Source organism: Chlamydia caviae GPIC (assembly GCF_000007605.1).
Taxonomy (GTDB): domain Bacteria; phylum Chlamydiota; class Chlamydiia; order Chlamydiales; family Chlamydiaceae; genus Chlamydia; species Chlamydia caviae.
Window position 1 is genome coordinate 789508 of the sequence record NC_003361.3, and the last position, 26371, is coordinate 815878.

The following is a 26371-nucleotide window of genomic DNA, read 5'->3' on the forward strand; positions in this document are numbered from 1 at the left end:
TTACGCTGTTTGTACCATCTTCGTCTCTAATAACCTAAGAACTACTTCCATTCCTTCCTTGTATTCCTCGGAAAGGAACTTCTGTCCATTTAAGGTTTTGATTTTACTTTGCAATTCAAGGAAAAAACTCCTCGCATTATCGGGACAATCAAAGCTAAATTTCGCATCAAAAATACGACTCATTAATGAAAATAACTCAATTTGCCGATCAAAAGGACAATAACAATCCACAGCATCAAAAGCATTCTGTTGGAGATAACAAAAATCATATAATTCTGCTTTTAGGTAGATCTCCATATCCTCCATGGGGATACCCTCTTCTCCAACAACCTCCATACGTTTGCCAATTTCAGATCCTTCACGAAGGAAGTAATTTGCTTTTTTGACTGCTTTGCCCCAACCCTGAATCTTATTCTCTAATATATCTCCAACTTGATCTAGGTATTTTGACCACGAAATCATAGGATCAATAGAAGGGTAACGGCGAGCATCCGCACGAGCTTTAGAAAGACCACAGAAAGCTCCTACTACAGATAACGTAGCTTGTGTTACAGGCTCTTCAAAGTTCCCTCCCGCAGGGGATACAGCACCACATATTGTCAAAGAACCTTCTGAACCGTCTTTCATACGTACAGCACCACCACGCTCATAAAAAGCAGCTATTCTTGATGCTAGATAAGCTGGAAAAGCTTCTTCTCCAGGAATCTCTTCTAATCTTCCTGAAATTTCTCTTAATGCTTGAGCCCAACGTGATGTGGAATCAGCAAGCAAAAGTACATGCAGACCCATCTGTCTATAGTACTCTGCAACAGTAATGCCTAGATAAATGGAAGATTCTCTAGCTGCTACTGGCATAGAAGAGGTATTACAAATAATGCATGTTCTATGCATTAAAGACTCCCCTGTATGAGGGTCTGTAAGGTGAGGAAATTCTTGTAATACCTCTACCACTTCACCCGCACGCTCTCCACATGCACAGAGAATCACAATATCTACAGCAGCATACTTCGATAAATGGTGTTGCAAAACTGTCTTTCCCGCACCAAATGGGCCAGGAGTACAAAACGTTCCACCCTTTAACACTGGAATTTGTGTATCTAAAATACGTATGCCCACGTCCATAATCTCATGACAGGGCACTTTATCCCCTTGGATAAATGCCTGCTTAATTGGCCATTTCTGAACCATAGTAAAGCTGTATTCTTTCCCTTCCGCATCCCGAGCTTTAGCAACTACTGTATCAACACTATAGCTACCTTCCGAAATTACCCAGGTAATCGTCACCTCTTTAAAACAGGAAAACGGCACCATAATCTTGTGGTTAAAGTACCCTTCTTTTACAAAACCTAGAGCATCTCCACGAACAAGAACATCTCCTACAACCGCTTTTGGGGTATATTCCCACAATGTATTCTTACAAAGAGCATTAACATACTCTCCTCTCTTTAAGAAGAAGCTACTTTCTGCCAACACCTGCAGACGATTTTGCAATCCGTCAAAGATCCCCTGTAATAACCCTGGACCTAGTTCTGCTTCTAACAAATGTCCTGAGAAAGTGACTAAAGCTCCTCGGCAAACGTCTTGAGTATCTTCAAAAACCTGAATTTTGACCTCTTGACCAACAACTTCAATGACTTCTGCTTTCAGCCATGTGTCGTTAACGTTAACATAAGCAACTTCCCCTTGACGTACATGCCCATCAAAACGCACACGCAATAAATTGCCATAGGCTTCTACAACATATCCCTGAGTTGTTTGTCCCGAAGTTGCTACCATGTGATTGCCTTTTCCATAGAATTAATAATGTTTTTGCCTTGCTCTAAATTTACCATACTATTGCGAATGGCAAATAAATACGCTGCAACCCTTGCTAAAACTGCATTCGCATCAAAATATTTATCACGATACATCTCTTCAATTTTATGAAACTCGTACAAAGATAGTGTACGGTTCAATGTATGAGGTAAGCGACCGTAATCCTGTAATACATCACTCAAATCTGAAAATTCTCCTGGAAGCTCATAATTAGGAGCATCTTTTTGCATCAACACTTGAAGCACCACAGGATCAGAACTATCTTCATCTCTTAATACATAAGAAACATCAAGCTTCATAATTCGGGAGCGAAAACCTGCCAAAATAACGCGTAGGTTTTGCTTAAATGTAAAATACGTACGCAGGAACTCAGAAGAGCTACGTTGGTAATGTGATAGAAATTCTCTAACTAACGAGGAGAAGTTATCTAGACGCTCTTGAGAAGTCTTATATTGCAATAAGAAATCCTTAAAGAAATCCTCGAACTCACAGTCATCCGACCATTGTTGAAGATTCACCATACTTTCAACATTCTCTTGTGTCACTATACCATAAGCATGCGGTAGAGGTTTTCCAGACCAGAAAAATGCAAAATTTTCAAAATCAAAAAAACGCTTTAAGATAACGTAATGGCCTAGATCTTCATTAGATAAGTTTAAATGAAGTAAATCATCGAGATCATCAAAAGAATAGACGGGCCGGGACTCAGGAAGCTGAGGAAGAAAAAACGACGATAAAAAGTAGTACTGAGTCATGGCAATAACTCTAAAATTGGTTAGGACTCCGCATTTGAAGAAAAAGCCTATGAGCCCTGAAATATCATTTCACGAAAATCTTTTTGCAAATAACGCATTAAAAGATCAAGCAAGGTATCCGAACTAAGATCTAAAACCCAATTCTTGTCTTCAACTTTTAATTGAACCCCACCAACAAAATTACCGACAGCTACTCCCTTACCTTTAAGTTTTGCTAATACGGATTTTCCTAGGAATTCATTAACGGCTCTTGTCGCCACGTGTTTGCCAATACAAGCTGTAAGATCCCCGGAAATGCCTTGGTCTTCTATAGCCTGTATCAACGCTGCAACAAGTTTAGCAGATACCTCAGGATCAGCTAAAGCATTGTCTAGCCATTCCGCCAAGGATTCTTTAAAGACTTTATTTTCTACAGCTTGTTTTAAACTTTCTAAGGAACGCTTTCCTGCTTGAGCTAAAGCGGACTCCCCCTGTTTTAGCTTATGGTCAGCATCTTGTTGAGCTGAAGTAATAATCTGACTCGCCCGTTCTTGAGCTTCGTCAATTATCCTTTTTGCCTGCTCTTTCGCATTACGCACAATGGCTTCTGCTTCATCTTCAGCAGGTTTTAAAGTTTCTATTCGTAGAGCATCGCAGATTTGCTTTAACTTATCTTCTGCACCGAGATCTGCCATATCGTTGCTACCATGAGAAAACAGAGTTTATCTTAAAAAAAAATTCGATTATAGTTCAACTAATCCAACAGATTATAGCATTAGATCATTTAATTAAAATTAAATAAAAGATTTCCATGAAACTTCACGCTCTTATTCCTTTTCTGATTGCTAGTTTTTCGCTCGCAGCAAGCGAAAATTCTCAAACACAAAGAACATTGCAGAACAACGAAAAACAGGCTCACAGACGTCCCTCGAGCGTTTATCAACGAAGATTATTAAAAAGATCACAAATCATTGTTTCTAACAAAACTGCTTCTCGCTATGTGCCTCACAAAACAAATAAAAATAGAAGAACAAGACAAGAGGAAAAAGCAAAACATTTAATTTCATGGGTTTCCTATTCTGGAGATGAATATTCGATTCGCATTCCAAGTAATTGGCAATGCATAAATGATAAAACTCAACTCCCTGAAAAACTCGATGTGGTATTTATTGGCCAAGGGACAGGATCGTTGACCCCTACAATCAATATTGCTCAAGAAATCACATCTAACAATCAATCTGCATACATTGAAGAGATTCTTACCTATCATAAATCTAATGAAATGACCTTAGAATCTTCTGTATTTACGCACCTACAAGCTGCCAACGGGGAATTTACTATTATTAAAACAGAAAAGAATTCTTCTTGGGGAAAGGTTTTTTGCCTTCAAGGCGTTGCCGTGATCAATCACAAAGCCTATATCTTTACAAGCACGGCTACCTTAGATGATTATCCCAATGTATCTTTGATTTTCTTAAAAACAGTCTCTTCATTTAAGCTTTCAGCAAAAGAAGCTGCTTCCGGAGACGCTATCCTTGAAGAAGCATTAAAATCACTTCAAGGGGAATAATATTTAGAGTTTTTAAACTAAAGACTCATTCTCTTTGTATAAGACTTCTCTTTTAAGAGCGTCGAAGATAAAGCGAATTGCTATCTTCTTGCCTTCAACAGTTAAGTTGAAAACCACAGGAAATCTAGAAAAGAGCAATTGGAAAGGAATCTCTACAGCACTGTCTTGAACAGATACAGAAACCGCAGCATTTCCTAATATAGAAGAGGCTTCATGAATCCTCAGACATAACGCAGCAAACTGACGAATAGAGTTTCGCATTGATGAGTCGAAGACATATGTAGAAGAACAACAACTACAAGCTAGGACTTCCTCCAAGCTAAATACAGAAAAAGAAACTTCTCCTTCGCAGCAGCACGGACAGGAAAAAACAAGTAACGAGTTATGGTTCATCTTATCTTCTTTAATTTGCCTTTCAAGCATTCAACTCAAAGGCAGTTTTTCTTACGCATCTTGGGCGGCTATTTGCTTAATAAATTCTGTAACCGCTGCTTCAAGAATTTGAGTATCGCCAGAAAATATACGAATACCCTCAGCAAGTTTCTCTGTAGCCATGGCATCTTCATTCATTAAGAAACGAAATACACTTTCTGTCAATTCAACAGGTTGTACATCAAGTTTCTTAGCAGCAGCCACGTCTAATTTTTTCGCAACCGGTGATTGATCCTTTTTCAATTCATCTAACAACTTTGGAGAAACTGTTAGCAAATCACATCCTGCTAAGGCTAATACCTGCTCCTTAGAACGGAAAGAAGCAGCCATGATTTGTGTAGGGATATCAAACTTCTTATAATAAGTATAGATATTCGATACAGACGCTACACCAGGATCAGCATCTATAGAGTAACCTTCATCTCCATAAGCTGCTATCCACCAATCATAAATACGACCAACAAACGGTGAAATTAACGTTGCGTTTGCTTTCGCAGCAGCAATAGCCTGAATCAAATTAAAAATGAGAGTGACATTACAAGCAATACCTTGCTTTTCTAAAACTTCTACAGCTCGAATGCCTTCCCAAGTACCAGGGATTTTAACTAAAAGACGTTTCTTATCGCCACCAGTAGCAGCAAATAATTCACTTAGAAAAATAGCCCTTTGAATCATCGCTTCTGTATTAAACGAAAGACGAGCGTCTATCTCTAAAGAAACTCTACCAGGAATACATTTTAGAATCTCTAAACCAAAATTTACCTGTATCTTGTCTAAAACAAAAGTCAGAGTTTGAATATCATCGCCATTTTGTCGAATGCCCCAAGCAATTGCTTCCGTTAGCAATTCTTGATATTTCGGCTCTTGCGCAACTTTGAGAATGAGAGATGGATTCGTCGTTGCATCTTGAGATCCTGAAGTTTTAACTAACTCTGGATCACCAGTATCGCAAACAAGAACACTCAAGAGTTTTAGCTGCTCGAATTGGCTAGACATAAGCACCCTGTTATCACTATTCGTCTTGAGGTGAGACTACCAAAAAAAAACATTACTATCAAGGAGGTTATGGTTCAAAACTTAACCTCCTATCTCGATCGTTAAAGCCTAAAGCCTAGTTAACAAGCGCATTCAGATTCGCTTTCAAAGTCGAAAACAAGATCCTCTTGTTCTTTTTCTAAGTATTGCTTAATCCGCTTATGTGTATCAAACCCTGTACCTCCTGGAATCATATGTCCCATAATGACATTTTCTTTGAATCCTAAGAGATAGTCAGTTTTGCTACTGCAAGCCGCATCAGTCAATACACGAGTCGTATCTTGGAAGGACGCTGCAGAAATAAATGATTCTGTACCCAACGAAGCTTTAGTAATTCCCAATAACACAGGAACAGCTTGAGCTGGTTTACCACCATCTTCTTCTGTACGTCTATTTTCTTCGTAAAACTCTTTCTTATTAACTTCTTCACCAAAAAGTAAAGTGGTATCACCTGGATCGGTAATACGAACTTTCTGCAACATCTGACGAACAATGATTTCAATGTGCTTATCGTTAATATCCACACCTTGCAGACGATAAACTTCTTGAACTTCATTTACTAAATATTTCTGTAATTCGCGAACACCGCAGATTTCCAAGATTTCATGAGGAACAACTAAACCATCTGTTAGCTGCTGCCCTTTCATCACGTTATCTCCACGCTGAACAATCAAGTGTTTGGTCAATGGAATTAAGTGTTCTTCTTCCATTCCAGTGATTTCATCACGAACAACAAGAATACGTTTGTTTTTCTGAATTCCTTTAAAATCTACAACACCATCGATCTTCGCAATGTCTGCAGCATCTTCAGGTTTTCTAGCTTCAACCAATTCAGCAACCCGCGGTAAACCACCAGTAATATCCTTAGTCTTGATTGCTCCACGAGGTAATCTCGCTAACAACATACCTGGATCAACTTTTTGGTTTTCTTCAACAGAAATAATAGCTCCAGAAGGAATTGCGTATGTTCCAACTAATTCTGTTAAACCGGCATCAGAGTAAATAGCAATTTGAGGATGTAATTCCCCGCGATGCTGTTTAACAATAAGCTCGACTAATCCTGTGTTTTTATTGACAACTTTCTCTGTAGAAATACCTTCCACTAAGTCTTCATATTTCACAAAACCAGGTTTATCACAGATAATTGGAATATTATGCAGCTCAACTTCAGCAATTCTTTGACCTGAGGATACTTTTTCCCCATCGCCAACCAAAATCTTTACACCAAGCTCTACTGGATAAGTCTCTAAACTTTCGATAGATTTGGTACTTAAGAGCTTCTTGTATTCTTCTAGACTACGGCCTTCATCACGAACAACGTGAATCGCTCCCTTCTTGTTCAATACCAGATGGTTGCCATCTTGACCTACAACAACCCGAAGATCCATATACACCAAAATACCGTCATTATCTGTAACGATTTCTGGAGTTGAAGATGTCGCAGCGATACCTCCAAGGTGGAACGTTCTCATTGTCAACTGTGTTCCTGGTTCCCCAATAGACTGAGCAGCAATAATACCTACAGCTTCCCCTAAACCAATGAGGCGACCATTAGCAAGATTCAATCCATAACACTTAGCACAAACACCGCGACGGCTTTCACAAGTAAGTGTAGAACGAATTTTAATGCTTTCGATACCAGCATCGTCAATGAGTTCTGCCTGAGCAGATGTAACAACATCTCCATTCTTAGCAAGAAGCTTGCTCTTATCCCCTGGCTGATAAATGTCTTCAGACACCGTACGACCGTAAATACGATCCTTCAAAGGTAAAAGTTCTTCAGAACCTTGGCGAATTGCAGAAATCTCAATATGATTCAATGTTCCGCAATCTTTCTCTGTAATAATTACATCCTGAGCTACGTCAACGAGTCTTCGCGTTAGGTATCCAGAGTCCGCTGTTTTTAAGGCAGTATCGGCTAAACCTTTTCTAGCACCGTGAGAAGAAATCGAGTATTCAAGAACTGTTAACCCTTCGCGGAAATTTGAAGTAATCGGAGATTCAATAATCGCTCCGTTTGGCTTCGCCATCAAACCTCGCAAGGCTCCTAACTGTTTCAACTGAGATTTATTACCTCGAGCTCCAGAATCAATCATTAAGAATAAAGGATTGTGTTTGCTCTTAGCTTGCTTACTAATCTCAACATAAAGAGCATCTGATAACAATTCAGAAACTTCCGTCCAAATACTAATAGTCTTAGAATGACGCTCCCCGTCTGTGATAATACCGTCATCGTATTGCTTCTTAACAACAGCAACTTTATCGTAAGCTTCTTTAAGAATCTCACTCTTAATCTCAGGAATTCTAACGTCTTTCAATCCCATGGAGATCGCAGCTTTTGTCGCTTGGATAAACCCTAGATCTTTAAGGTCATCTAAGAAACGCACAGTCGCTTCAAGACCAACTTTCTTATAGCATTGTAAAATCAATTCACTGATACGCTTACTTGGCATGCTGTAATTTTGAAACCCTAATTCCTTAGGAACAATTCTATTAAACAGAACGCGTCCAGGAGTGGTCTCAATAATCTGACCATCAATACGCACTTTAATTTTTTCATGGATGTGGATACCACGTCCAGTCTCATCACAACGGTTATTTATACGCTCATCAAGGAATCCACCTGTATATAATGCGCGCAATACCTCAGTAACATCTCTAAAGATCTTAATTTTTCCACCGTGATCTTCAGGGAAGTAAGTAGGATCAGCCATTAGATAGTAAATACCCAACGTCATATCTTTAGAAGGTGTTGCAACAGGCTTTCCGGAAGATGGTAAGAAGATGTTGTCAGGAGCCATCATCAAAACTTTAGCTTCTAGCTGTGCTTCAATAGACAGTGGCACGTGAACAGCCATTTGGTCTCCGTCGAAGTCGGCGTTGAACGCTGCACACACTAACGGGTGAACACGAATAGCTTTACCTTCAATCAATACGGGCTCAAAAGCCTGTATCCCTAAACGGTGAAGCGTAGGAGCTCGGTTAAGTAATACGGGATGACCTTTAATAATTTCTTCTAAAACGTCCCAAACTTCAGGGGCCCCGCGTTGAATCATTTTCTTAGCAGAGCGAATAGTGTAGACGCTTCCTTGATCTTTAAGTCTTTTAATAATGAATGGTTCGAATAACTCAAGAGCCATTTCTTTAGGTAAACCGCATTGATTAAATTTCAATTCGGGGCCGACGATAATAACAGAACGTCCAGAATAGTCGACACGCTTACCTAAAAGGTTTTGTCGGAAACGTCCATTTTTCCCTTTCAACATTTCAGAAAGAGATTTTAAAGGACGATTACCCGCTCCCATTACAGGATGTCCATGACGACCGTTATCAAATAACGCATCCACAGCTTCCTGTAACATACGTTTTTCGTTGCGAACGATCACTTCAGGAGTTTTTAATCTTAAAATAGCTTTTAGACGATTGTTACGGTTAATTACACGACGATATAAATCATTTAAATCAGAAGTTGCAAATCTTCCGCCATCTAAAGGAACTAATGGACGAAGATCGGGTGGAACAACAGGAACGCTTTTTAAAACCATCCACTCAGGATGATTAGAAGAGGAAACAAAACCTTCAATGATCTTTAATCGTTTAGCGAGCTTCATTCTAGCTTGCTGAGATTTTGTTTTTCGCAAACGATCCTTAAGCTCTTTCAATAAACTTTGAAGATCTTCTGATTTTAATAAATCGTAAATAGCTTCTCCGCCCATTTTAGCAACAAAAGCGTCTTTACCCCACTTCTCAACTACTTCTCGATATTGAGCGTCATTTAAAAGCTGTTTCTTATTTAAATCTGTCTTACCTGGATCGATAACTACATATTCTTCATAGTAGATAATCCTTTCAAGATCAGATGCAGTCATTCCTAAGACGTTACCGATTCTTGAAGGTGTAGTCTTAAAAAACCATATGTGCACAATAGGCACTGCAAGCTCTATATGAGCCATACGTTCACGACGTACCTTAGAAAGGGTGACCTCTACTCCACAGCGATCGCAGACAATGCCCTTGTGTTTAATCTTCTTATATTTACCACAACAACATTCCCAATCCTTCGTAGGCCCGAAAATCTTTTCGCAAAACAATCCACCTTTTTCAGGTTTAAACGTACGGTAATTGATTGTTTCAGGCTTCTTGATTTCCCCACAAGACCACTTATCGCGAATAGTAATATCTGAGGCAATTCCAATTTCTAGTTTATCAAATAGCCCCTCTTTGGATAGAGTGGCATTGTCTCGAGAACCTTCTCCGAACATTATTGTTTTTCTCCAACAAGTGATTTGTTAAGCATCTACTACCATAGGACGAACATCAAGTCCTAGACCCTGCATTTCTTTAATCAAAACGTTAAACGACTCAGGCGTACCTGATTTAAGGAGGTTTTCTCCTTTAACAATGGATTCGTAAATCCTTGTTCGTCCAGAAACGTCGTCTGATTTTACTGTAAGAATCTCTTGAAGCATATGAGCTACACCATAAGCTTCTAAAGCCCACACTTCCATCTCCCCAAATCTTTGACCTCCCATCTGAGCTTTACCTCCAAGAGGTTGCTGAGTTACTAGAGAGTAAGGTCCAATAGATCTAGCGTGGATTTTATCCGCAATCAGGTGGCTGAGTTTCAACATATAAATGTAGCCAATAACTACAGTATTATCGAATCTCTCTCCAGTCTTTCCATCGTATAGGTAAGACTTACCATCTGCAGGTAATCCCTGTTCGATCATCATGTCCCAAATACGAGACTCTGGGAATCCTTCAAATACTGGAGTTTTTACATGAATGCCGGCAGTTTTTGCAGCATAACCAAGATGCGTTTCCAATACCTGGCCTAGGTTCATCCTCGAAGGCACCCCAAGAGGATTTAAGATCATCTGTACAGTTTCACCATTAGCTAGATAAGGCATGTCAGCTTCAGGAACGATCTTAGAAACAACACCTTTGTTTCCATGGCGTCCAGCCATTTTATCTCCAACTTGGAGCTTTCTTTTTGAAGCAACATAAACTTTAACCTGACGAATGACACCATGGTCAAGATCAGCATCTCCTTCACGGATATGCTCAACTTCTGTTTTATAATTGACTTCTAAGCGTTGTAAAGAAGTCTCATAGTCAGAAAGTAGACCTTTTAAGACGTCATACATTTCACAAGGAGGCATGAGCAAATCAACTAAAGACTCTTGTTCAAGAAGCTCTATAGTTTCTTGATCAAATACTGTACCTTCTTGAACCAAAATATCTGCTGTACGGCGATGAATAATCGAAGCAGGAGCTTTCTCATTAAGTAATAAGGCTCCAAGTTTCTCACGGTATTCAGTCTTTAATACCGAAACCTGATTCTTATAACCCTTCTGCAAATCTTTTAAATGAACAGCTTCTTCTACAAGCTCATCATCACTCTTGGATAGTCTGTCTTTTCTACTAAAGACCTTAACATCCATGACAACGCCCTCTGTTCCCGGAGGTACTGTCAAAGAAGCATCTTTAACATCAGCAGCTTTCTCACCAAAGATAGCGCGTAATAGGCGTTCTTCAGGAGCGAGTTCTGTTTCTGATTTTGGTGTAATTTTACCAACAAGAATATCACCAGGCTTTACTTCAGCACCAATACGGATAATCCCGTCCTCACCTAAATTAGCTAAAACTTCTTCAGAAACATTAGGAATATCACGAGTAATCTCTTCTTTTCCTAATTTTGTATCTCTAGCTGTTAATTCGAATTCTTCAATATAAATTGAAGTATACGCATCTTGCTTGATGAGCTTTTCAGAAATAATAATCGCATCCTCAAAGTTGTACCCATACCATGGCATGAAGGCAACTAAGATGTTTTTTCCTAAAGCAAGCTCTCCTTGATCTGTAGCAGGACCGTCGGCAATAACATCACCTTTAACTATGACATCTCCAACACTACATAGAGGTCGTTGGTTGATACATGTACCTGAATTAGATCTTAAGAATTTTTTAAGATCGTAAGTACGTTTCAATGTTGGGTTATGTTTAGGTGCAATAACGACCTTATAACCGTCCACGTAGTCAACAACTCCATCTTCCTCAGCAACAACAATAGCTCCGGAATCTTTAGCAGCGCGAGCTTCTAATCCTGTTCCAACTATAGGAGCTTCAGTTTTCAACAAAGGGACAGCTTGACGTTGCATGTTTGATCCCATGAGAGCACGGTTAGCGTCGTCATGTTCTAAAAATGGAATCAAACCTGTAACAATCGAGACCAATTGTTTTGGAGAAACGTCCATATGTGTAACAGTACTCGTATCAGCTTCAAAAGCCTCTCCACGACACCTTGCCCAGCATACAGGATCCACAAACATATTATATTCATCTAGAGCTGCTGAAGCCTGAGCAATAACGCATTCTTCTTCAACATCGGCTGTCATGTATTCAATTTCATCAGTGACAACACCATCTCTAACAATGCGGTAGGGAGTTTCAATAAATCCAAATTCATTGATTTTCGCAAAAGAAGAGAGCGAAGTAATCAAACCAATGTTTGGTCCTTCTGGAGTTTCAATCGGACAAATACGTCCATAATGGCTCGCATGTACGTCACGAACTTCAAACCCAGCTCTTTCTCTATTCAAACCACCAGGACCTAAAGCTGACAAACGACGCTTATGCGTTAATTCCGCTACAGGGTTGGTTTGATCCATAAATTGAGAAAGTTGGGAGCGACCAAAAAAGTCTTTCAAAACACTTGCTAGACCTTTCGCGGAAATAATTTTTCCAGGAATTAATGTATCGGAAGAGAAATCAAATAGATTCATTCTCTCACGAACGATTTTCTCCATTCTAGCCAAGCCAGAACGGCATTGGTTTTGAATTAATTCCCCTACGGAACGTACACGACGGTTTGCTAGGTGATCAATATCATCAATCGAGGCTCTCTCATCACCCATTTTTAAGCGGATAAGATACTTTAAAGCACCGATGACATCTTCTTTTCTCAGAGTAACTTGTGATAGAGTCTCTTCGTCCATTGGGAAGCCGAGCTTTCTATTCAACTTATAACGACCTACTCTTCCTAAGTTATAACGCTTAGAATCAAAGAATAGACGCATAATTGTAGAACGCGCATTAGCTAATGTTGCAGGCTCTCCTGGACGTAATCTTCTATAGAAATCTTTTAAAGCAGCTTCATAAGAGTCTGTTGGATCTTTCGCCAACATTTTGATGATAGGGTGATTCTCATCTGCCTCTACCGCTATTTTTAAAGTTGAAATATCCGCGTCCAGCATACGTTTTAACATTGCTGTACTAAGTTTTTCACCAGCTTTTCCGTAAACCAAGGAGGAGGATTCGTCGAGAACATTATCCGCTAAGATTTTACCAACTAAAAGGGTGAAGTCTTTTTCACTCTTTAAAGAGCGCTCTTCTATTTGGAAAAACTCTTCAATAATATCAGCGTCAGATGAATACCCTAAAGCACGAATAAACGTCATAGCTAAAATCTTGCGGCGACGTTTTTTTCTATCAATATGGATATAAATTAAGTCATTGATATCAAAAATAGCTTCTAACCAGCTACCTCGATAAGGAATAATTCTGAAGGAAAACAAAATGTTTCCTTTAGAGTGCTTTTCTTGCTCAAAATTAATTCCTGGAGACCTGTGTACCTGAGAAACAATAACTCTTTCAGCACCGTTAATAATAAAGGTACCTTTATCTGTCATAATGGGTATAGTTCCCATATAGACTTCTTCTTCTTTGATACCTGTTTCATCAGTCAAACGGAAGCGAACTTTTAGAGTTACACTGTAGGTGATCCCTCTACGGATACACTCTTCGGGAGAGTATTTCGGCACACCTAAGTTATAAGACAGATACTCTAAGATAGTAGCTTCATTGTAAGATTTAATTGGAAAGATCTCTCTAAAAACTTCTTCCAAGCCGACATTATCGCGCTCTTCCGCAAGCTTCCCAATCTGAAGAAATTGCTTATAAGATTTAATTTGAATTTCAATAAGATTTGGAAGATCTAAGATGTCTTCCTTTTTTTTGACGCTAACCCGCTCCGGGCATTTGAACATGCGAGCTCTCCTAAGACTATTGTGATGCCAAAAGACTTCCCTTAAACAAGCCTACGTATGCCTGTTAAGGGAGCATTACGATTGTATACATGATAAAAAAGAAAAGAAAAATCTTATAGATTTTTCTTTCCCATAGATTACAAGCCTTTGAAGGAAGCTTTTGCTCCAGCATCTTGTAATTTCTTAACAGTATCTTCAGCATCAGACTTAGAAGTCTTTTCTTTAACAGTTTTAGGTAAACCTTCTGTCATTTCTTTAGCTTCTTTTAAAGCTAATCCTGTAACTTCTCGGACAACTTTTAAAACGCCAATTTTTTTATCTGCAGGAACATCTTCCAAAATCACTGCAAATTCTGTTGACTCAGCAGGAGCAGCATCACCACCAACAGCAGCGCCAGCAGCAACAGCCATCATAGGAGCAGCAGCAGTGACATCCCATTTATCTTCCAACAATTTTTTTAAAGCAGCTAGTTCTAATACTGTTAAGTTGCTTAATGTCTCTACTAAAGTTTCCAAACTTTGTGTCGTCACTTTTGTCACCCTTACTTAATTTGAGAGTTTTAACATTCTTCTTAGTTTTTTTGTGTTTTCTGGTCGATACAAGAGATAACACCAGAAAGAGCTGATCCCATAATTCCAACAACCTGAGACATAGGAGCAGCTAGCAGTCCCACAACTTGTTGTCTCAATTCTTTCATTGAAGGTAATTTGGCAACAGCCTCTACTTCTTTACCCGACAAGTTAGCGCTATCAATCCGCCCGGCAAGAAAAACTAGTGAATCGTTATGTTGTTTATTAAAATCTAATACTTGTTTTGCCGCAGAAACAGCATCGTCATAAGCAAATACTACGCCTAAATGCCCTCCAGTATCTGAAGAGTCTATCTCAAAACCTGAATTTTCTATAGCTTTGAAGAAAATTCTTTTTTTCAATACTTCAAATTCTGCAGAAACTCCGGAGAGTGAATTACGAAACTCTCTAGAATACGCTGCCGAAAATCCAAGATATCTCAATAAAATAAAACCTTGGGATGCGGAGATTTTCTCTTCTACCTCTTGAAGGAGTAATTTCTTTTCTTCTTTCATTTTCCCTCTTCAATTAAGACGCCATTAATTCCCTAGTATCGACAGAAATACCCGGCCCCATAGTCGAAGAAACGGTAAATGATACTAGATATTGACCTTTAGCTGCTGGCGGCTTAGCTTTAATTAAAGCAGAGCATAAAGCTTCGATATTTTCTTTAAGAAGGTTTCGATCAAATGATAGTTTACCTACACCAGCGTTACACACTCCAGCGCGATCTGCTTTAAATTCAATTTTTCCCTTACGCAACTCAGCAATAGCTTTAGTAACATCCATGGTTACTGTGCCAGCTTTAGGTGTAGGCATAAGATTTCTAGGTCCTAAAACCTTCCCTAGCTTTCCGACTTCGCGCATCATATCTGGAGTGGCAACAGCGACATCAAAGTCAACCCAACCACCTTTAATTCTTTCAACAAGATCATCACTACCTACGAAATCAGCTCCAGCGTCTAGCGCTTCCTTAGCTTTTTCTCCAGCAGCAAACACAAGAATTTTTAAAGTTTTTCCTGTACCGTTAGGCAAGGAAACGGATCCACGAATTTGTTGATCACTTTTCTTTGGATCTATGCCCAATTTGATAGACACGTCGACAGTTTGATCAAAGCGCACTGTGGGGCATTGTTTTAAAATATCTATAGCTTCTTGCAAAGAATATGACTTTGAAAAATCATAGCTTTTTAAGATGCCTCGTATACGTTTTCCATGTTTTGTCATAATTATGCAGCCCTATTACAATTTACTCGACGTCTATACCCATACTTCGGGCTGTTCCTTCCACCATGCGTTTTGCAGAATCCAGAAGAACGACGTCCATATCTTTCATTTTTTGTTCGGCAATAGCTGTCACTTGTGCCTGAGTTAATTTTCCAACTTTATTTCTGTTAGGAATTTTAGACCCAGACTCTAGATTCAATGCCTTTTTGATCAAAGAAGATACGGGAGGTTGTTTGGTGATGAATGTAAAAGTTTTGTCTGAATAAACAGTAATCACTACTGGCAATAGGTCTCCAGGACGATCTTGCGTTGCAGCATTAAACTCTTTGCAAAATCCCATAATATTCACACCTGCGGCACCTAAAGCAGGTCCTATTGGAGGAGCTGGATTGGCTTTGCCACCAGGGATTTGCAGTTTAATTAACTTAATTACCTTTTTATTCGACATACTAAACCTTACTCTATCTTGACGCCCCTCTATGAATAAAGAGGAAGAAACGAAAAACTAAAATTATAAGAAGATGGGGAATAAGAATACACAGATTTTCTTACTCTTATTCACTTTCTTGTTCCGGAGCAACCTCTTCCACTTGCCAAAACTCTAAATCATCAACACGAGTTTCTCTTCCAAAGATGGACACCATGACGCTGAGACGTCCTTTGTCATGGAAAACTTCAGAAACGACACCGATGAAGTTTACGAAAACACCGTCATTAATTTTGACTCTTGAACCAACATCAAATTTATGTTTTTGTACAACGCCAGCTTTTTTCTCTTCGATATCCTTTAAAATATTTCTTACTTCATCTTCAGATAGAGCTAGAGGAACTCCCCCGCCTAAAAATTCAACAACGCCAGGATTATTTTTCACATATAACCAGGATTCATCTGTTAGATGCATTTTAATTAATAGGTATCCTGGCCAAATGAATTTTTCGACTACTTTATGTTCGCCTTTTTTCACTTCCATGACGTTTTCTATAGGCAAGACAATCTCTTGTATAAAATCGGTCATTCCAGATGATTCTTTAAAATCTTCTAAAGCTTTTTTAACTTTTTTTTCTTGAGCCGTAAAAACTTGAACGACATACCACTTAAACATGCAACTAACCAAACAAAAAGCTTGTTATACTACTTAACAATGTAAGTAGCTTACGAAACACGAGATCCACACAATATATAGAAAAGCCTAAGCCAAAAATACTTGCTATCACGATTTTAACGTATCTTTTCAGATCATGCTTGCTGACCCATTCAATTTTTTTAATTTCATCTAGAAAGCCAGCTCTCGCTTGCTTTTTAGCTTTAGAGATTTTTTTAGAGAGCGTCTCTTGATGATTGCGTTGTTTCATAAGCGAATTTCTAGATCAAAAAAATTAAGTCTATACGGGTGCGAAGGGAGTCGAACCCCTGACCGGCGGCTTTGGAGGCCACTGCTCTACCAGCTAAGCTACACACCCAAAAGCATGACTAAGACGGGGTGTCTCAATCATGCTTATAAAATTACCTATATTAGGCAATGATTTTTGAGATTGTTCCAGCGCCGATTGTACGACCACCTTCACGAATAGCAAATCTCATACCTTCTTCTAGAGCTACTGGGCTAATTAATTGAACTTCGAATTCAACGTTATCGCCTGGCATAACCATCTCTGTACCTTCTGGGAGAGTTACAACACCTGTAACATCTGTTGTACGGAAGAAGAACTGAGGTCTGTATCCGGTAAAGAAAGGTTTATGACGTCCACCCTCTTCTTTTTGTAGAATGTAGACAGCACCTTTAAATTGTGTGTGAGATTTCACGCTATTAGGTTGGCAGATAACCATACCACGTTCAACGTCATTCTTACCGATACCTCTGAGGAGCAAACCAACGTTTTCCCCTGCTTGACCTTCTGGAAGTTCTTTTCTGAACATTTCCACACCGGTAACAATTGTCTCTCTAGTATCTCTTAAACCAACAATCTGTACTTTATCACCCACTTTAACGATTCCACGCTCGATACGTCCTGTGACCACAGTACCACGACCAGAAATAGAGAATACGTCTTCGATAGGCATTAAGAAAGGCTTATCAACTTCACGCTCTGGAGTAGGGATGTTATCATCCACTGCTTGCATTAACTCGCGAATTTTTTCAACGTAGCTTGCATCACCTTCTAAGGCTTTCAAAGCAGAACCACGGATAATTGGGCAACCTTTATAACCTTTTTCTTCTAGAAGTTCGGACAATTCCATTTCAACTAAGTCTACGAGCTCAGCATCTTCTTGAGAAATCATATCGATTTTGTTAAGGAAAACAACGATGTAAGGAACACCAACCTGTCTCGCCAAAAGAATATGTTCTTTGGTCTGAGGCATCGCACCGTCAGTAGCGGAAACAACGAGAATCGCTCCATCCATCTGAGCAGCACCTGTAATCATGTTTTTAACATAGTCAGCGTGTCCAGGGCAGTCTACGTGAGCGTAGTGACGGTTAGGGGTTTCATATTCAACGTGAGACGCGTTGATAGTAATTCCTCTAGCTTTTTCTTCAGGAGTATTGTCAATAGAACTGTAATCGCAAAAATTAGCTAACCCCTCTGCTGACAGTGCACGTGTAATTGCAGCTGTTAGCGTCGTTTTACCGTGGTCAACGTGTCCAATGGTCCCTATATTGATATGGGGTTTATTACGTTGAAAAGTTTCTTTTGACATTTCAGAATCCTCATTAAATTAGTTTTACTCCAACCATTGCTTCTGCCCAGAATAGGAATTGAACCTACGACCGCTTGCTTACCATGCAAGTGCTCTACCACTGAGCTATCTGGGCCTATATTCACTGTTTCATAATGGCTCAGAGAATTGCCTAGTCTATGTCACTTATTTTAAAACATCAACAGAAAACAGTTAACGATGCCTGTATACAACTCTAGCTTTTGTTAGATCATAAGCTGACATTTCAACGGTGACGCGATCTCCAACAAGCAAACGAATATTGCTCATACGCATTTTACCACACAAATGAGCTGTGACCGGCATGCCATTCTCTAATAATATTTTGAAATGCATCCCGGGAAGGAGTTCTTGCACTCTACCCTCAAGCACGATGGTGTCTTCTTTTTTGGCCATGTATTAATTATCCTTAAACAAAATCCTCTCGGCCAAAGACATCTTAATATTGAAGAGTGGCCAGACGGGCAGATTTGGTCTTTTTAAAGAATAGAGCTTATCCCATTCCGCTCCATCCATAAATGCAGCAGAATTATATTCAGTGTGAAGAAAAAGTCAAACGCCTTTCACAGATAGCTAAAATATTATAAAAAAATAATTGAACAGTTCGGATCATGCGAAAAATTTTATTACAATATTTACAACTAAAATCAATTTACTTTACTATGTGGCGACTTAATTATCTTTAATAAATATAGAATGACATCTTCTGTTACTTTTAGAGCTCTTTCTCCTAGTAGTTTGGAGGGTGCGGCGAGCATGCAAAATCATAGTGAATCTGATAGTGAATCGGATGCTGCTATAGAGAGAGCTCAGCTACCTGACAGCAAGATTAATGGGATTACAGTATCCTCTTCTATTCCTCCATTATCTTCTTTAAAAATTTTACCCCACATCTCCTCTCCCAAAACATGTATGGATCATGTACGTTCTGTAGGAGAAAAAATTAGTTCCTTCTTAAGGGATAATTGGAAGTATATTCTACTTTATATCCTTGCTTGGGCTTTAATATTAGCCTGTCACCATACTATGGCTGTAACTTTGACTATATGGCTTGGTATCGGTTTAGGCATTGGGGTGGTTTTTGGTATTTTTACTGCCAATGTTTTAGATAGAAAAAATAAATATAAGAATACGAATAGTCTTTGGAATTTGATGAATTATGGGTTACAGCAACTTGATCCGAATGGAACGCGTCAAATTCTTTTAGCTACAATTATCGCCTCTATTTCTGCTTTAATTTATGCCATTCCACAAGCTGTTGGAATCACTATTGGGGCCTGCATAGGAAACCAAATTAGTATTCTCACCTGCTATGGTCTACGTTTAGGAGATGATGACAACTATGTTGCCGACAGAGAGGCTTTTAATAAAAAAGTAGCAGATATTCAAAAGGCAATTAATCAATACCAACTTATTAAAAATCAAATGATTATGCAGAAGCAAATTTCTGCAATTGCGCAGCAACAGAATAATCCTCAAATGATCAATGCGCTGCATACATTGCAATTAAAGATGAATGCGCCTTTGCCTTATGTATTCGATATGCCTACAACACAGTATCGAGATCACTTACATTTTAGTGATCCTGATCTTGTTATTGCTTCAGCAAATCAAAGAATCCTTGCATTATCACAAACTTTAACTTACCTAAGACAAGAGCCTAATCGTGTTGTTGAGGAATAGTTTTGGATCCCTCTGTATGCCCACTACATCACTCTGGATGTTTGAAAAAACAGCACCGCATTTCACAGATGCTGTTTCCTGAAAAATTTCATAAAGATGTCTTATACAACACGCTTTTAGATATTGGATCAAAATCTAAGGCATTCGATAAAAGTAGAATCACAAGAGAAAACCTTGTGTTAGGCTGTCAGAGCGATTTATATCTCTATGAGGTATATCAAGAAGGTCGGTTATTCTTTTTTACCTACACGGAAGCTTTGATCTCTTCTGGGATCGCTGCTTTATTTGCTGAAGTATATTCCGGAGAAACTCCTGTCACCATATTAACGTGCAAACCTGTATTTTTTGATCAACTTAGTCACTACCTGTCTATTGGAAGGGTAAATGGCGGGGAATCTCTCTACATGCGCATGAAGCAAATCTCCGTGCGTTATTTGAAATCTTCGGAATAGATGACGGATATCACTTGCTTGTCAGAAGCTTATATGTTAATATTCGTTCTCTTAATCACGGGGCAGTAGCTCAGCGGTTAGAGCCACGGACTCATAACCCGTTGGTCACAGGTTCGAATCCTGTCTGCCCCAAGTTCTTCTTCTTTCCTTTCACATCCCTCTTTTTTAATGTTATTTTCTATATTTCACATGATTTTCTCACAAAATTTCATGCCGTTTTCTAGAGCAGTTTCATGCCATTTTTCTAACCTAACTCATTTATAATGTTTGACATTGGGGGGGGGGTTAATATCGCCCGGTTTTTAAAAACTTGTTATTGATTTCATGAGACTAATAACCAGTGTGACAACCGCAGGCAACTCAGCAATCGGGGAATTGTAAGGGTTAACTTAGTCTCTCAAAACATTTTTATTATAGGAGATTTTATGAAACTACCTGACACCCTTCCACCTCCTCCTCCACTCCCTTCATGGTTAGTAGATCAAGCTCGTGAATCTAGCATGGAATCCTCCGAAGTGCATTCTGAGCAGGTACTTCCTCCCTCATCATCGCCATCAAGAATTTCTAAAATTTTATCTTCTAAAGTCACTTACGTTGCAGCTGTAATCTTGGCTCTATTAGGAATAATCGCATGTGCCATAGGAACCATATTCTTTCCTGCATACGCCAATTTCATTGTTATTGGCGGTGCTATACTTTCGGTAATTGCTATTGCTCTGGTATCTGCATTACTTGCCCATGGGAAAAAAGAAGTTGGAGCCCTTCATGCAGAGTTGCAGACATCAGATGCTAAAATAGATCAGTTATTAGATCAATATAACGAGCTTGTCGATGAGTACAACCAAGATAGCGTCGATGATGAGCAGAGTATTGAAAAACTCACAGCTGATTATAATACATTAGCTCAACAGTATAACGATCTCCTTCAACAATATAGTGATTTGCAAGAAGATAAAAGTTGGAGCGAGAGTGAAATAGCTGATGCTGATGCCCAAAAAATTAGTCAGCTAGAACAACAAAATGCGGATCTAGTAATCCAAAACAACCTTTTGCAAGAAGAAAATACCTCTCTACAAAACAACTGTGGAACACTATTTCATGAAAAAACTGAAGAAGAGTCACGCAATCTAGAGCTTTCTGACAACTGTAAAAAGTTGCAAAAGGAGCTAGCTGAATTAAGAGCTGCATTAGAGAAGAAAAAATCTGAGATCTCTGATCACAAGCTCCAATGTGATATGCAGACTTCAGAAATAAGTCATTTAAAAACCGACCTTACGCATCTTCAGCAAAAGATGGCAGACCATCAGAGAGCTTCACAAAAAACACAGGAACAGCTTGAACAACAATTAGCAAGCCAACAAGAATTAGTTGTAAAAACTGAAGAGGCACTCAGAACATCAACAGAAGAACAACTAAAACTTGAAGCTCTATTAAAAGAGGCTGCAGGCTCATCTCAGGACATTACAGCAGAACAACTCTTAGCAGTAACATCCGAAGCTGAGGGCTACAAACAACAACTAGAGCAACTCCAGTTGAAAATAACAGCTCTTCAACAACAATTAGAGCATCAAAGACAACAATATCAAGAGATGCAGGAACTCGATATCAAACAAGAAGGAGCCTTAAAACAGAAACTCTCTAATTTAGAAAAAGATAAGGAAGATCTTCATGCTGCATTAGAGACATCTTTAAAGAAGGAGAAATATTTACAAGGACAACTCGTCGATGTAGAAGGGCAAGTGGAACAGCTAAAACAAGTTTTAGAGACTGAAGGGAAAAAACTCCTAAAAGATATACAAATTTTAGACCAACGTCTTGATGTATATCGACTCAACCAGGGCCTAATTCTTGAGAAATCAGTAAAGACTGTCAAAGTACAACATGTAGTAACCTCTAAGAGCAAGGGCCAAAAAGTTATAAGGACGACTGAACATCCTGTAACTAGTTGGGAAGATAAAACAGTAGTGGTCACCATGCAAGCGTTTGATAAAAAAGCTCTCAAGAAAACTTCTGGAGCCGACGTAGACGCAGTAAGCTCATCTACGCCTGAAACCGAGCCTACAGGGCCTTCTGAAGACAAAACAACGTCTAAAGATGCAAAGACTCCTGCAATGAAAAAACCAAAATTGTTCAGCAAAATTTTCCGCTCTCATAAAAAATAAACCCCCAAGGCCTCGCACACATTTGTGGGGCCTTTTTTATTATAAAGCCCTGCTGAGAGACACACACTAAGCCGGTACTACTATTTGACTTATATAAAACCCTTATCTAACATGCTTGCGTGTAAACAGGCAACTTGTATGCATGCGACAAACAACTGATTCTATATCCGCTAATTTATCACGTGAAGGAACGACCCTCCCCTCCAACAGGAAGCCATAAAACCCTAAAATCCGGGATAATCCTTGCTTTAACTATACTGTCGACGTGTTTAGCCTTGGGAGCCTGCATAGCAGGAATAACCATTTTTCCTACACCACCAAAATTGATTGTTATCGGCGGCATATCTACAGCACTGATCAATACCCTGTGCTTGTGTGCATTAATCCTGTTTATCCGCAATTCTGCAGTTAATTTGCATAGGGATGTAGATATTAAGTTGTACCTGTTATCTCAACACTATAGGAACTTCATTGATGAGCATGACGTCTTTATTGAAGAATACTATGCCTTCCTTGATGAATATCGGCTTTAACCCATCACGCCTTAGTAAACATCCTGAAAAAGGATCTAAAAAAAACGAGAAATAGAACAATAATATCTTTCTTTTAGAACAAGGAAAGATCACGTCTAAACAATCTTTTCAAAAAAGGTTTCTCTCGTTTCTACGTGGGTCATATTATTGGCATTCCTAGTGAGGAGTGATTCTACGAGAAAAATCTAAATATTTTGAACGTATAAACAAGGACATCTCAGGCATGGAACTACAGAAAGACTGCAAGGTTTCCATCCATAAGCATGGGGTTCTGCTCAAGTATCTATAAGCAGAAACAAGGAGCTGGCAGATCTAAACGTAAAAAAATCTTAATTAAAAGAGGTTCCTATCATGTTTTTATAGCAACCTCTTTCGGCAAAAGAACTTTTACCAAGAAACTAACGATACCTTAGATACTGCTTTTGAAAGAACTGCACAGCCATTCTTCCTTGAACAACCAGAGCTATCTTTACCACCTCTCCAGGAATAAACGGTAAAGCACCTAGTTGTAAACCCAAAACAAGATCTAGAAACTCTGTTGTTGACAACAGATAACAGAAGATAGCGAGCCATATTGACCCGAACACGAGTATGATAGACGCTGCTCCCGTAAGAATAGACACCAAAATACAATTGCTGGGATTCTTGTATAGACGATACAGTTGTGATATGAACGCTGCAGTTAGAGGAAACGCATAGAGATAGCCTGCTGTTGGTCGGAAAAAGGCATTTACGCCATACTCTGCACCATAAAATACAGGGAAAAACAACCCTTCTAATAGATAGGCAACCACACTGCTAAAAGCAACCAGAGGAGAGTACGCCACCCCAATACAGTACACCCCTAAAGTTTGGAAAGTAATTGGGGTGGGAGTAAATGGAAGAGGAAAGGAAATTTTTGCTAACAAAGTAAGGAAAATTGACCCCTCTAAGATCTTCACTATTGGGCTATTCAACACCCCTAACAGCCAAGACCGCTTGGCCAGACTATAACTCATACTTCTCTCCTATATGCTATCCGATGTTTCGGCACTATTCTGTAGCTTTATACTTACTCTTGTCAATTTCTGAATTAAAAAATACATCCTCTTTAGGATGCACAAAGGAAACTTAACCAAAATGGGTGCGAATTATTTTTTTAATCAAAAAAACCATAAACCCCTAATTGTGAAATTATTATGTTTTGAATTAAAATATTAGCGAAGACTTTTTATTTTAGAACATTTTTCATGTCTTACCTCTTATTTTTCACATCTATTAGCCCTTTTAAACTCTTTTCCTGTCTGGGGGGAGGGGGGGTTAGCTCCTCGCCGCACTGTTCCTTATCGACGTCTCCTATGTTCTTTAATGAGGGTTGAAAAGAACAAGGGGTAATTTTACATGTCATCATCCAATCCTTCGCTAGTAGGATCATCGGATCCTGCTCCAACATGTCCATTTCAAAATTGGACTCCTCCTCGTCCAAATCCTCAGCCAGCTGAGATTACGAATCTATCCCAGCGCATCAGTGGTTTTGTGACAAAATTTATTCCTCTAACCGACGACGGTTGTACAAAACGTTCTCCTAAGTGTCCCTCATGTCCTCGCGAAGCTTGCGTCCACTCAGGGAACGGAGAACCCATGATGAATTTATGCAATTGTTGGACATGTTGTTTCGGCAAACCCACTATAAATGACACGAGGGGTTTTTATAATTTTATTAAAGAATACGCTAGAATCCACGGGAATGCATGTGCAGCCCACTCTATGTTACAAGCTGGCATTAATATCGCAACGGCATCAAAACAGCGCGGAGAGATATCCGAAGAAGAAAAAAGAAAAATGGCTAAATGCTGCCCCACTGTAGTCAGAACCAAGATTGAGCGAGGTTATTATGATGTTACTCGTATCTCGGTAACAATGATGGACCTCGTGAGCGACTTACAAGAAGAAGGCGTGATAACAGGTTTGAGCGGACAGTTACTCAACCTATGGCATACGGCTCCAAGAGATGTAAACCCTGATGATGCCCAAAAAATTTGGATACGGGATGCTGATGGGCGCCTATCCCCATTCTGCTACTTAAGATGTCTACATTATATCAGGGCAATTCGTTGTTTTAGAACAGATAGTGCAAATCCGCTGCAAGGAAACTTTTTACTTCTCGAAAGTCCTGCAAGTATTATCGCTGCAAGTGTAATGTACTCTCTTGCGGCGTTACTCAATAGCGATAGATTCAGAGATCTCCTACTCGAGGAAGAATCTGATGGAGAAGGCGGAACAATCTATACCTGCCCTTATAGAGTAGTTCAAATGCTTATTCTACTTTCCATGCTCGCTCGAGGTAAACAGCCTTTCACAGGCAGGCCGCGACATCGCGAACAACTCAAAGACGAGGAAAAATGTACAATTATTCTGGCCTCGAATGAATTTAGAGAACGCGTCTTAGGGAAGTTCATACAGCGTAGACCTGGCGTACAAACTGTAAGCGTACTACTCAGAGAGTTCCCTTCAACGGGAATGAACTTAGGTCTAAAGCCTTGGAGTAGAGTGAGCTCAACCTCTGATTCAACTGACAGTTATGAACCAACAGGCTCCGGAGAATTAGAGGCAGAGCCAGGACCTTCTCGAAGAAGACGTAGACGTCAGACTCCTCCCCAAGCACCATCCTCTTCAACAGAGTCTGCAACGTCTCCTGAAACTAGTGAGAGATGTTCTCCACCTAACTCGCCTGCATCCAGCGGCTCATCTCCTAGACGCCTTGTTACTGTGGAAGAGGCTCCTAGTGACGATGATTCCGATTTAAAGCAACTCGCCTCCTTCTTACAAGAACCAATTGTCTCCCCACTACCTAGCTCGCCTGCATCCAGCTGCTCATCTCCCGACCGCCTTGTTATTGTGGAAGAGGCTCCTAGTGACGATGATTCCGATTTAGAGCAACTCGCTGCCTCTTTGCAAATACAAATTGTCTCACCACCGCCACCTAGATCTCTTGGAGATGGGGGCGAGCAAGCAGAATCTCTTCGTTCTTTGTCAGTTCAGACTATGGGGGCTTACTATACAGAAACGGGGGAAGGAACATCTGCTCAGCCAGCAGAGGAGCCCACAACAAGCTCAGCTACACCTCCGGTAGATAGTAGCCTTCCTCCTAAAAAACGCGGGAGAAACTGGCAACCTACCGATGGGGGACCCACGACAAGCTCGATAACACCTTCGGAAGACAGCCACCCTCCTAAAAAACGGTGGAGAAACTGGCAACCCACCTAATCTCAGATTCTGAGAACAACTTTACTTAGGATTTTCCGATCTTCCTTTATGGAGATACGGAAAATCCTGGTGAAGATCACTAAAATTGCTATAAAAAAGCAAGAAATTCCAAAAATACTACAACAACCCAGCAAGCCCTTAAAAGGGAA

The 26371-nt window shown here is 39.6% G+C and carries 22 protein-coding genes and 3 tRNA genes; 7 read left to right on the forward strand and 18 right to left on the reverse strand.

Annotation, left to right across the window (positions count from 1 at the left end; all coding sequences use genetic code 11):
* Genes CCA_RS03435 through CCA_RS03445 form a run of 3 tightly spaced genes read right to left on the reverse strand, consistent with a single transcriptional unit; the run spans window position 1 to window position 3244 of the window.
* Complete coding sequence (locus CCA_RS03435) at window positions 1-1776, reverse strand: V-type ATP synthase subunit A (protein WP_011006641.1); 1776 nt, start codon at window positions 1774-1776, stop codon at window positions 1-3.
* The gene (locus tag CCA_RS03440) at window positions 1770-2570 is read right to left on the reverse strand and encodes a DUF2764 family protein (RefSeq protein WP_011006642.1); all 801 of its coding nucleotides are present in this window, start codon (window positions 2568-2570) and stop codon (window positions 1770-1772) included. Before CCA_RS03440 ends, CCA_RS03435 begins: the two co-directional genes overlap by 7 nt.
* A gap of 47 nt (window positions 2571-2617) precedes the next feature.
* A complete protein-coding gene (locus CCA_RS03445; RefSeq protein ID WP_011006643.1) occupies window positions 2618-3244 on the reverse strand; it encodes a V-type ATP synthase subunit E in 627 nt (208 codons plus the stop codon).
* Window positions 3245-3360: 116 nt separating this feature from the next.
* Between CCA_RS03445 and CCA_RS03450 the strand changes: the two genes are divergently transcribed.
* Window positions 3361-4119, forward strand: coding sequence for a hypothetical protein (locus CCA_RS03450; RefSeq protein ID WP_011006644.1), 759 nt, complete (start codon window positions 3361-3363; stop codon window positions 4117-4119).
* A gap of 12 nt (window positions 4120-4131) precedes the next feature.
* On the opposite strand, the gene CCA_RS03455 is transcribed toward CCA_RS03450, so the two are convergent.
* The 14 genes from CCA_RS03455 to infA all read right to left on the reverse strand — a co-directional run bounded on the left by CCA_RS03455 (window position 4132) and on the right by infA (window position 18542).
* Window positions 4132-4512 (reverse strand): hypothetical protein, encoded by a 381-nt coding sequence (locus tag CCA_RS03455; RefSeq protein ID WP_041462283.1) that lies wholly within the window; start codon window positions 4510-4512, stop codon window positions 4132-4134.
* A 51-nt stretch (window positions 4513-4563) separates the two neighbouring features.
* Complete coding sequence (gene tal, locus CCA_RS03460) at window positions 4564-5547, reverse strand: transaldolase (protein WP_011006646.1); 984 nt, start codon at window positions 5545-5547, stop codon at window positions 4564-4566.
* Between the two features lie 119 nt (window positions 5548-5666).
* On the reverse strand, window positions 5667-9848 hold the full coding sequence (rpoC, locus tag CCA_RS03465) for a DNA-directed RNA polymerase subunit beta' (protein WP_011006647.1): 4182 nt from the start codon (window positions 9846-9848) through the stop codon (window positions 5667-5669).
* Window positions 9849-9875: 27 nt separating this feature from the next.
* Window positions 9876-13634 (reverse strand): DNA-directed RNA polymerase subunit beta, encoded by a 3759-nt coding sequence (gene rpoB, locus CCA_RS03470; protein WP_011006648.1) that lies wholly within the window; start codon window positions 13632-13634, stop codon window positions 9876-9878.
* Between the two features lie 137 nt (window positions 13635-13771).
* A complete protein-coding gene (gene rplL / locus CCA_RS03475; RefSeq protein WP_011006649.1) occupies window positions 13772-14164 on the reverse strand; it encodes a 50S ribosomal protein L7/L12 in 393 nt (130 codons plus the stop codon).
* A 41-nt stretch (window positions 14165-14205) separates the two neighbouring features.
* A complete protein-coding gene (rplJ, locus tag CCA_RS03480; protein WP_011006650.1) occupies window positions 14206-14718 on the reverse strand; it encodes a 50S ribosomal protein L10 in 513 nt (170 codons plus the stop codon).
* Between the two features lie 13 nt (window positions 14719-14731).
* Window positions 14732-15430 carry a 50S ribosomal protein L1 gene (gene rplA, locus CCA_RS03485; protein ID WP_011006651.1) on the reverse strand — a complete coding sequence of 233 codons (699 nt, stop codon included), beginning with the start codon at window positions 15428-15430 and terminating at the stop codon, window positions 14732-14734.
* Window positions 15431-15452: 22 nt separating this feature from the next.
* Entirely contained in the window at window positions 15453-15878 is a 426-nt protein-coding gene (gene rplK / locus CCA_RS03490) for a 50S ribosomal protein L11 (RefSeq protein WP_011006652.1), read from the reverse strand.
* A gap of 106 nt (window positions 15879-15984) precedes the next feature.
* Window positions 15985-16533, reverse strand: a complete 549-nt coding sequence (gene nusG / locus CCA_RS03495) for a transcription termination/antitermination protein NusG (protein ID WP_011006653.1) — start codon at window positions 16531-16533, stop codon at window positions 15985-15987.
* A gap of 4 nt (window positions 16534-16537) precedes the next feature.
* Window positions 16538-16783: a preprotein translocase subunit SecE gene (secE, locus tag CCA_RS03500; protein WP_011006654.1), complete on the reverse strand. Its 246-nt coding sequence runs from the start codon at window positions 16781-16783 to the stop codon at window positions 16538-16540.
* A gap of 35 nt (window positions 16784-16818) precedes the next feature.
* Window positions 16819-16891 (reverse strand) — tRNA-Trp (locus CCA_RS03505).
* Between the two features lie 52 nt (window positions 16892-16943).
* Window positions 16944-18128 (reverse strand): elongation factor Tu, encoded by a 1185-nt coding sequence (tuf, locus tag CCA_RS03510; RefSeq protein WP_011006655.1) that lies wholly within the window; start codon window positions 18126-18128, stop codon window positions 16944-16946.
* Between the two features lie 43 nt (window positions 18129-18171).
* Window positions 18172-18243: transfer RNA gene (locus CCA_RS03515), tRNA-Thr, on the reverse strand.
* 77 nt (window positions 18244-18320) lie between these two features.
* Window positions 18321-18542 carry a translation initiation factor IF-1 gene (infA, locus tag CCA_RS03520; RefSeq protein WP_006343365.1) on the reverse strand — a complete coding sequence of 74 codons (222 nt, stop codon included), beginning with the start codon at window positions 18540-18542 and terminating at the stop codon, window positions 18321-18323.
* 300 nt (window positions 18543-18842) lie between these two features.
* Between infA and CCA_RS03525 the strand changes: the two genes are divergently transcribed.
* The 5 genes from CCA_RS03525 (at window position 18843) to CCA_RS05320 (ending at window position 22976) form a co-directional block, all read left to right on the forward strand.
* Window positions 18843-19829, forward strand: coding sequence for a hypothetical protein (locus CCA_RS03525; RefSeq protein ID WP_011006656.1), 987 nt, complete (start codon window positions 18843-18845; stop codon window positions 19827-19829).
* A 2-nt stretch (window positions 19830-19831) separates the two neighbouring features.
* Window positions 19832-20281: a SufE family protein gene (locus CCA_RS03530; protein WP_011006657.1), complete on the forward strand. Its 450-nt coding sequence runs from the start codon at window positions 19832-19834 to the stop codon at window positions 20279-20281.
* 59 nt (window positions 20282-20340) lie between these two features.
* A tRNA-Ile gene (locus CCA_RS03535) sits at window positions 20341-20413 on the forward strand.
* Between the two features lie 293 nt (window positions 20414-20706).
* Window positions 20707-22443 (forward strand): IncA family protein, encoded by a 1737-nt coding sequence (locus tag CCA_RS03540; protein ID WP_011006658.1) that lies wholly within the window; start codon window positions 20707-20709, stop codon window positions 22441-22443.
* 182 nt (window positions 22444-22625) lie between these two features.
* Window positions 22626-22976, forward strand: a complete 351-nt coding sequence (locus CCA_RS05320; protein WP_157850892.1) for a hypothetical protein — start codon at window positions 22626-22628, stop codon at window positions 22974-22976.
* A 398-nt stretch (window positions 22977-23374) separates the two neighbouring features.
* On the opposite strand, the gene CCA_RS03545 is transcribed toward CCA_RS05320, so the two are convergent.
* Window positions 23375-23974: a biotin transporter BioY gene (locus CCA_RS03545; protein ID WP_011006662.1), complete on the reverse strand. Its 600-nt coding sequence runs from the start codon at window positions 23972-23974 to the stop codon at window positions 23375-23377.
* 382 nt (window positions 23975-24356) lie between these two features.
* Here CCA_RS03545 and CCA_RS05185 point away from each other — a divergent pair, with 382 nt between their 5' ends.
* Window positions 24357-26222 carry a hypothetical protein gene (locus tag CCA_RS05185; RefSeq protein WP_011006663.1) on the forward strand — a complete coding sequence of 622 codons (1866 nt, stop codon included), beginning with the start codon at window positions 24357-24359 and terminating at the stop codon, window positions 26220-26222.
* Window positions 26223-26371 lie beyond the last annotated feature (149 nt).

Coding starts and splice junctions, on each gene's coding strand:
- CCA_RS03435 (WP_011006641.1), bottom strand. CDS start 1,776: ATGGTAGCAACTTCGGGACAAACAACTCAGGGATATGTTGTAGAAGCC.
- CCA_RS03440 (WP_011006642.1), bottom strand. CDS start 2,570: ATGACTCAGTACTACTTTTTATCGTCGTTTTTTCTTCCTCAGCTTCCT.
- CCA_RS03445 (WP_011006643.1), bottom strand. CDS start 3,244: ATGGCAGATCTCGGTGCAGAAGATAAGTTAAAGCAAATCTGCGATGCT.
- CCA_RS03450 (WP_011006644.1), top strand. CDS start 3,361: ATGAAACTTCACGCTCTTATTCCTTTTCTGATTGCTAGTTTTTCGCTC.
- CCA_RS03455 (WP_041462283.1), bottom strand. CDS start 4,512: ATGAACCATAACTCGTTACTTGTTTTTTCCTGTCCGTGCTGCTGCGAA.
- tal (WP_011006646.1), bottom strand. CDS start 5,547: ATGTCTAGCCAATTCGAGCAGCTAAAACTCTTGAGTGTTCTTGTTTGC.
- rpoC (WP_011006647.1), bottom strand. CDS start 9,848: ATGTTCGGAGAAGGTTCTCGAGACAATGCCACTCTATCCAAAGAGGGG.
- rpoB (WP_011006648.1), bottom strand. CDS start 13,634: ATGTTCAAATGCCCGGAGCGGGTTAGCGTCAAAAAAAAGGAAGACATC.
- rplJ (WP_011006650.1), bottom strand. CDS start 14,718: ATGAAAGAAGAAAAGAAATTACTCCTTCAAGAGGTAGAAGAGAAAATC.
- rplA (WP_011006651.1), bottom strand. CDS start 15,430: ATGACAAAACATGGAAAACGTATACGAGGCATCTTAAAAAGCTATGAT.
- rplK (WP_011006652.1), bottom strand. CDS start 15,878: ATGTCGAATAAAAAGGTAATTAAGTTAATTAAACTGCAAATCCCTGGT.
- nusG (WP_011006653.1), bottom strand. CDS start 16,533: ATGTTTAAGTGGTATGTCGTTCAAGTTTTTACGGCTCAAGAAAAAAAA.
- secE (WP_011006654.1), bottom strand. CDS start 16,783: ATGAAACAACGCAATCATCAAGAGACGCTCTCTAAAAAAATCTCTAAA.
- tuf (WP_011006655.1), bottom strand. CDS start 18,128: ATGTCAAAAGAAACTTTTCAACGTAATAAACCCCATATCAATATAGGG.
- infA (WP_006343365.1), bottom strand. CDS start 18,542: ATGGCCAAAAAAGAAGACACCATCGTGCTTGAGGGTAGAGTGCAAGAA.
- CCA_RS03525 (WP_011006656.1), top strand. CDS start 18,843: ATGACATCTTCTGTTACTTTTAGAGCTCTTTCTCCTAGTAGTTTGGAG.
- CCA_RS03540 (WP_011006658.1), top strand. CDS start 20,707: ATGAAACTACCTGACACCCTTCCACCTCCTCCTCCACTCCCTTCATGG.
- CCA_RS03545 (WP_011006662.1), bottom strand. CDS start 23,974: ATGAGTTATAGTCTGGCCAAGCGGTCTTGGCTGTTAGGGGTGTTGAAT.
- CCA_RS05185 (WP_011006663.1), top strand. CDS start 24,357: ATGTCATCATCCAATCCTTCGCTAGTAGGATCATCGGATCCTGCTCCA.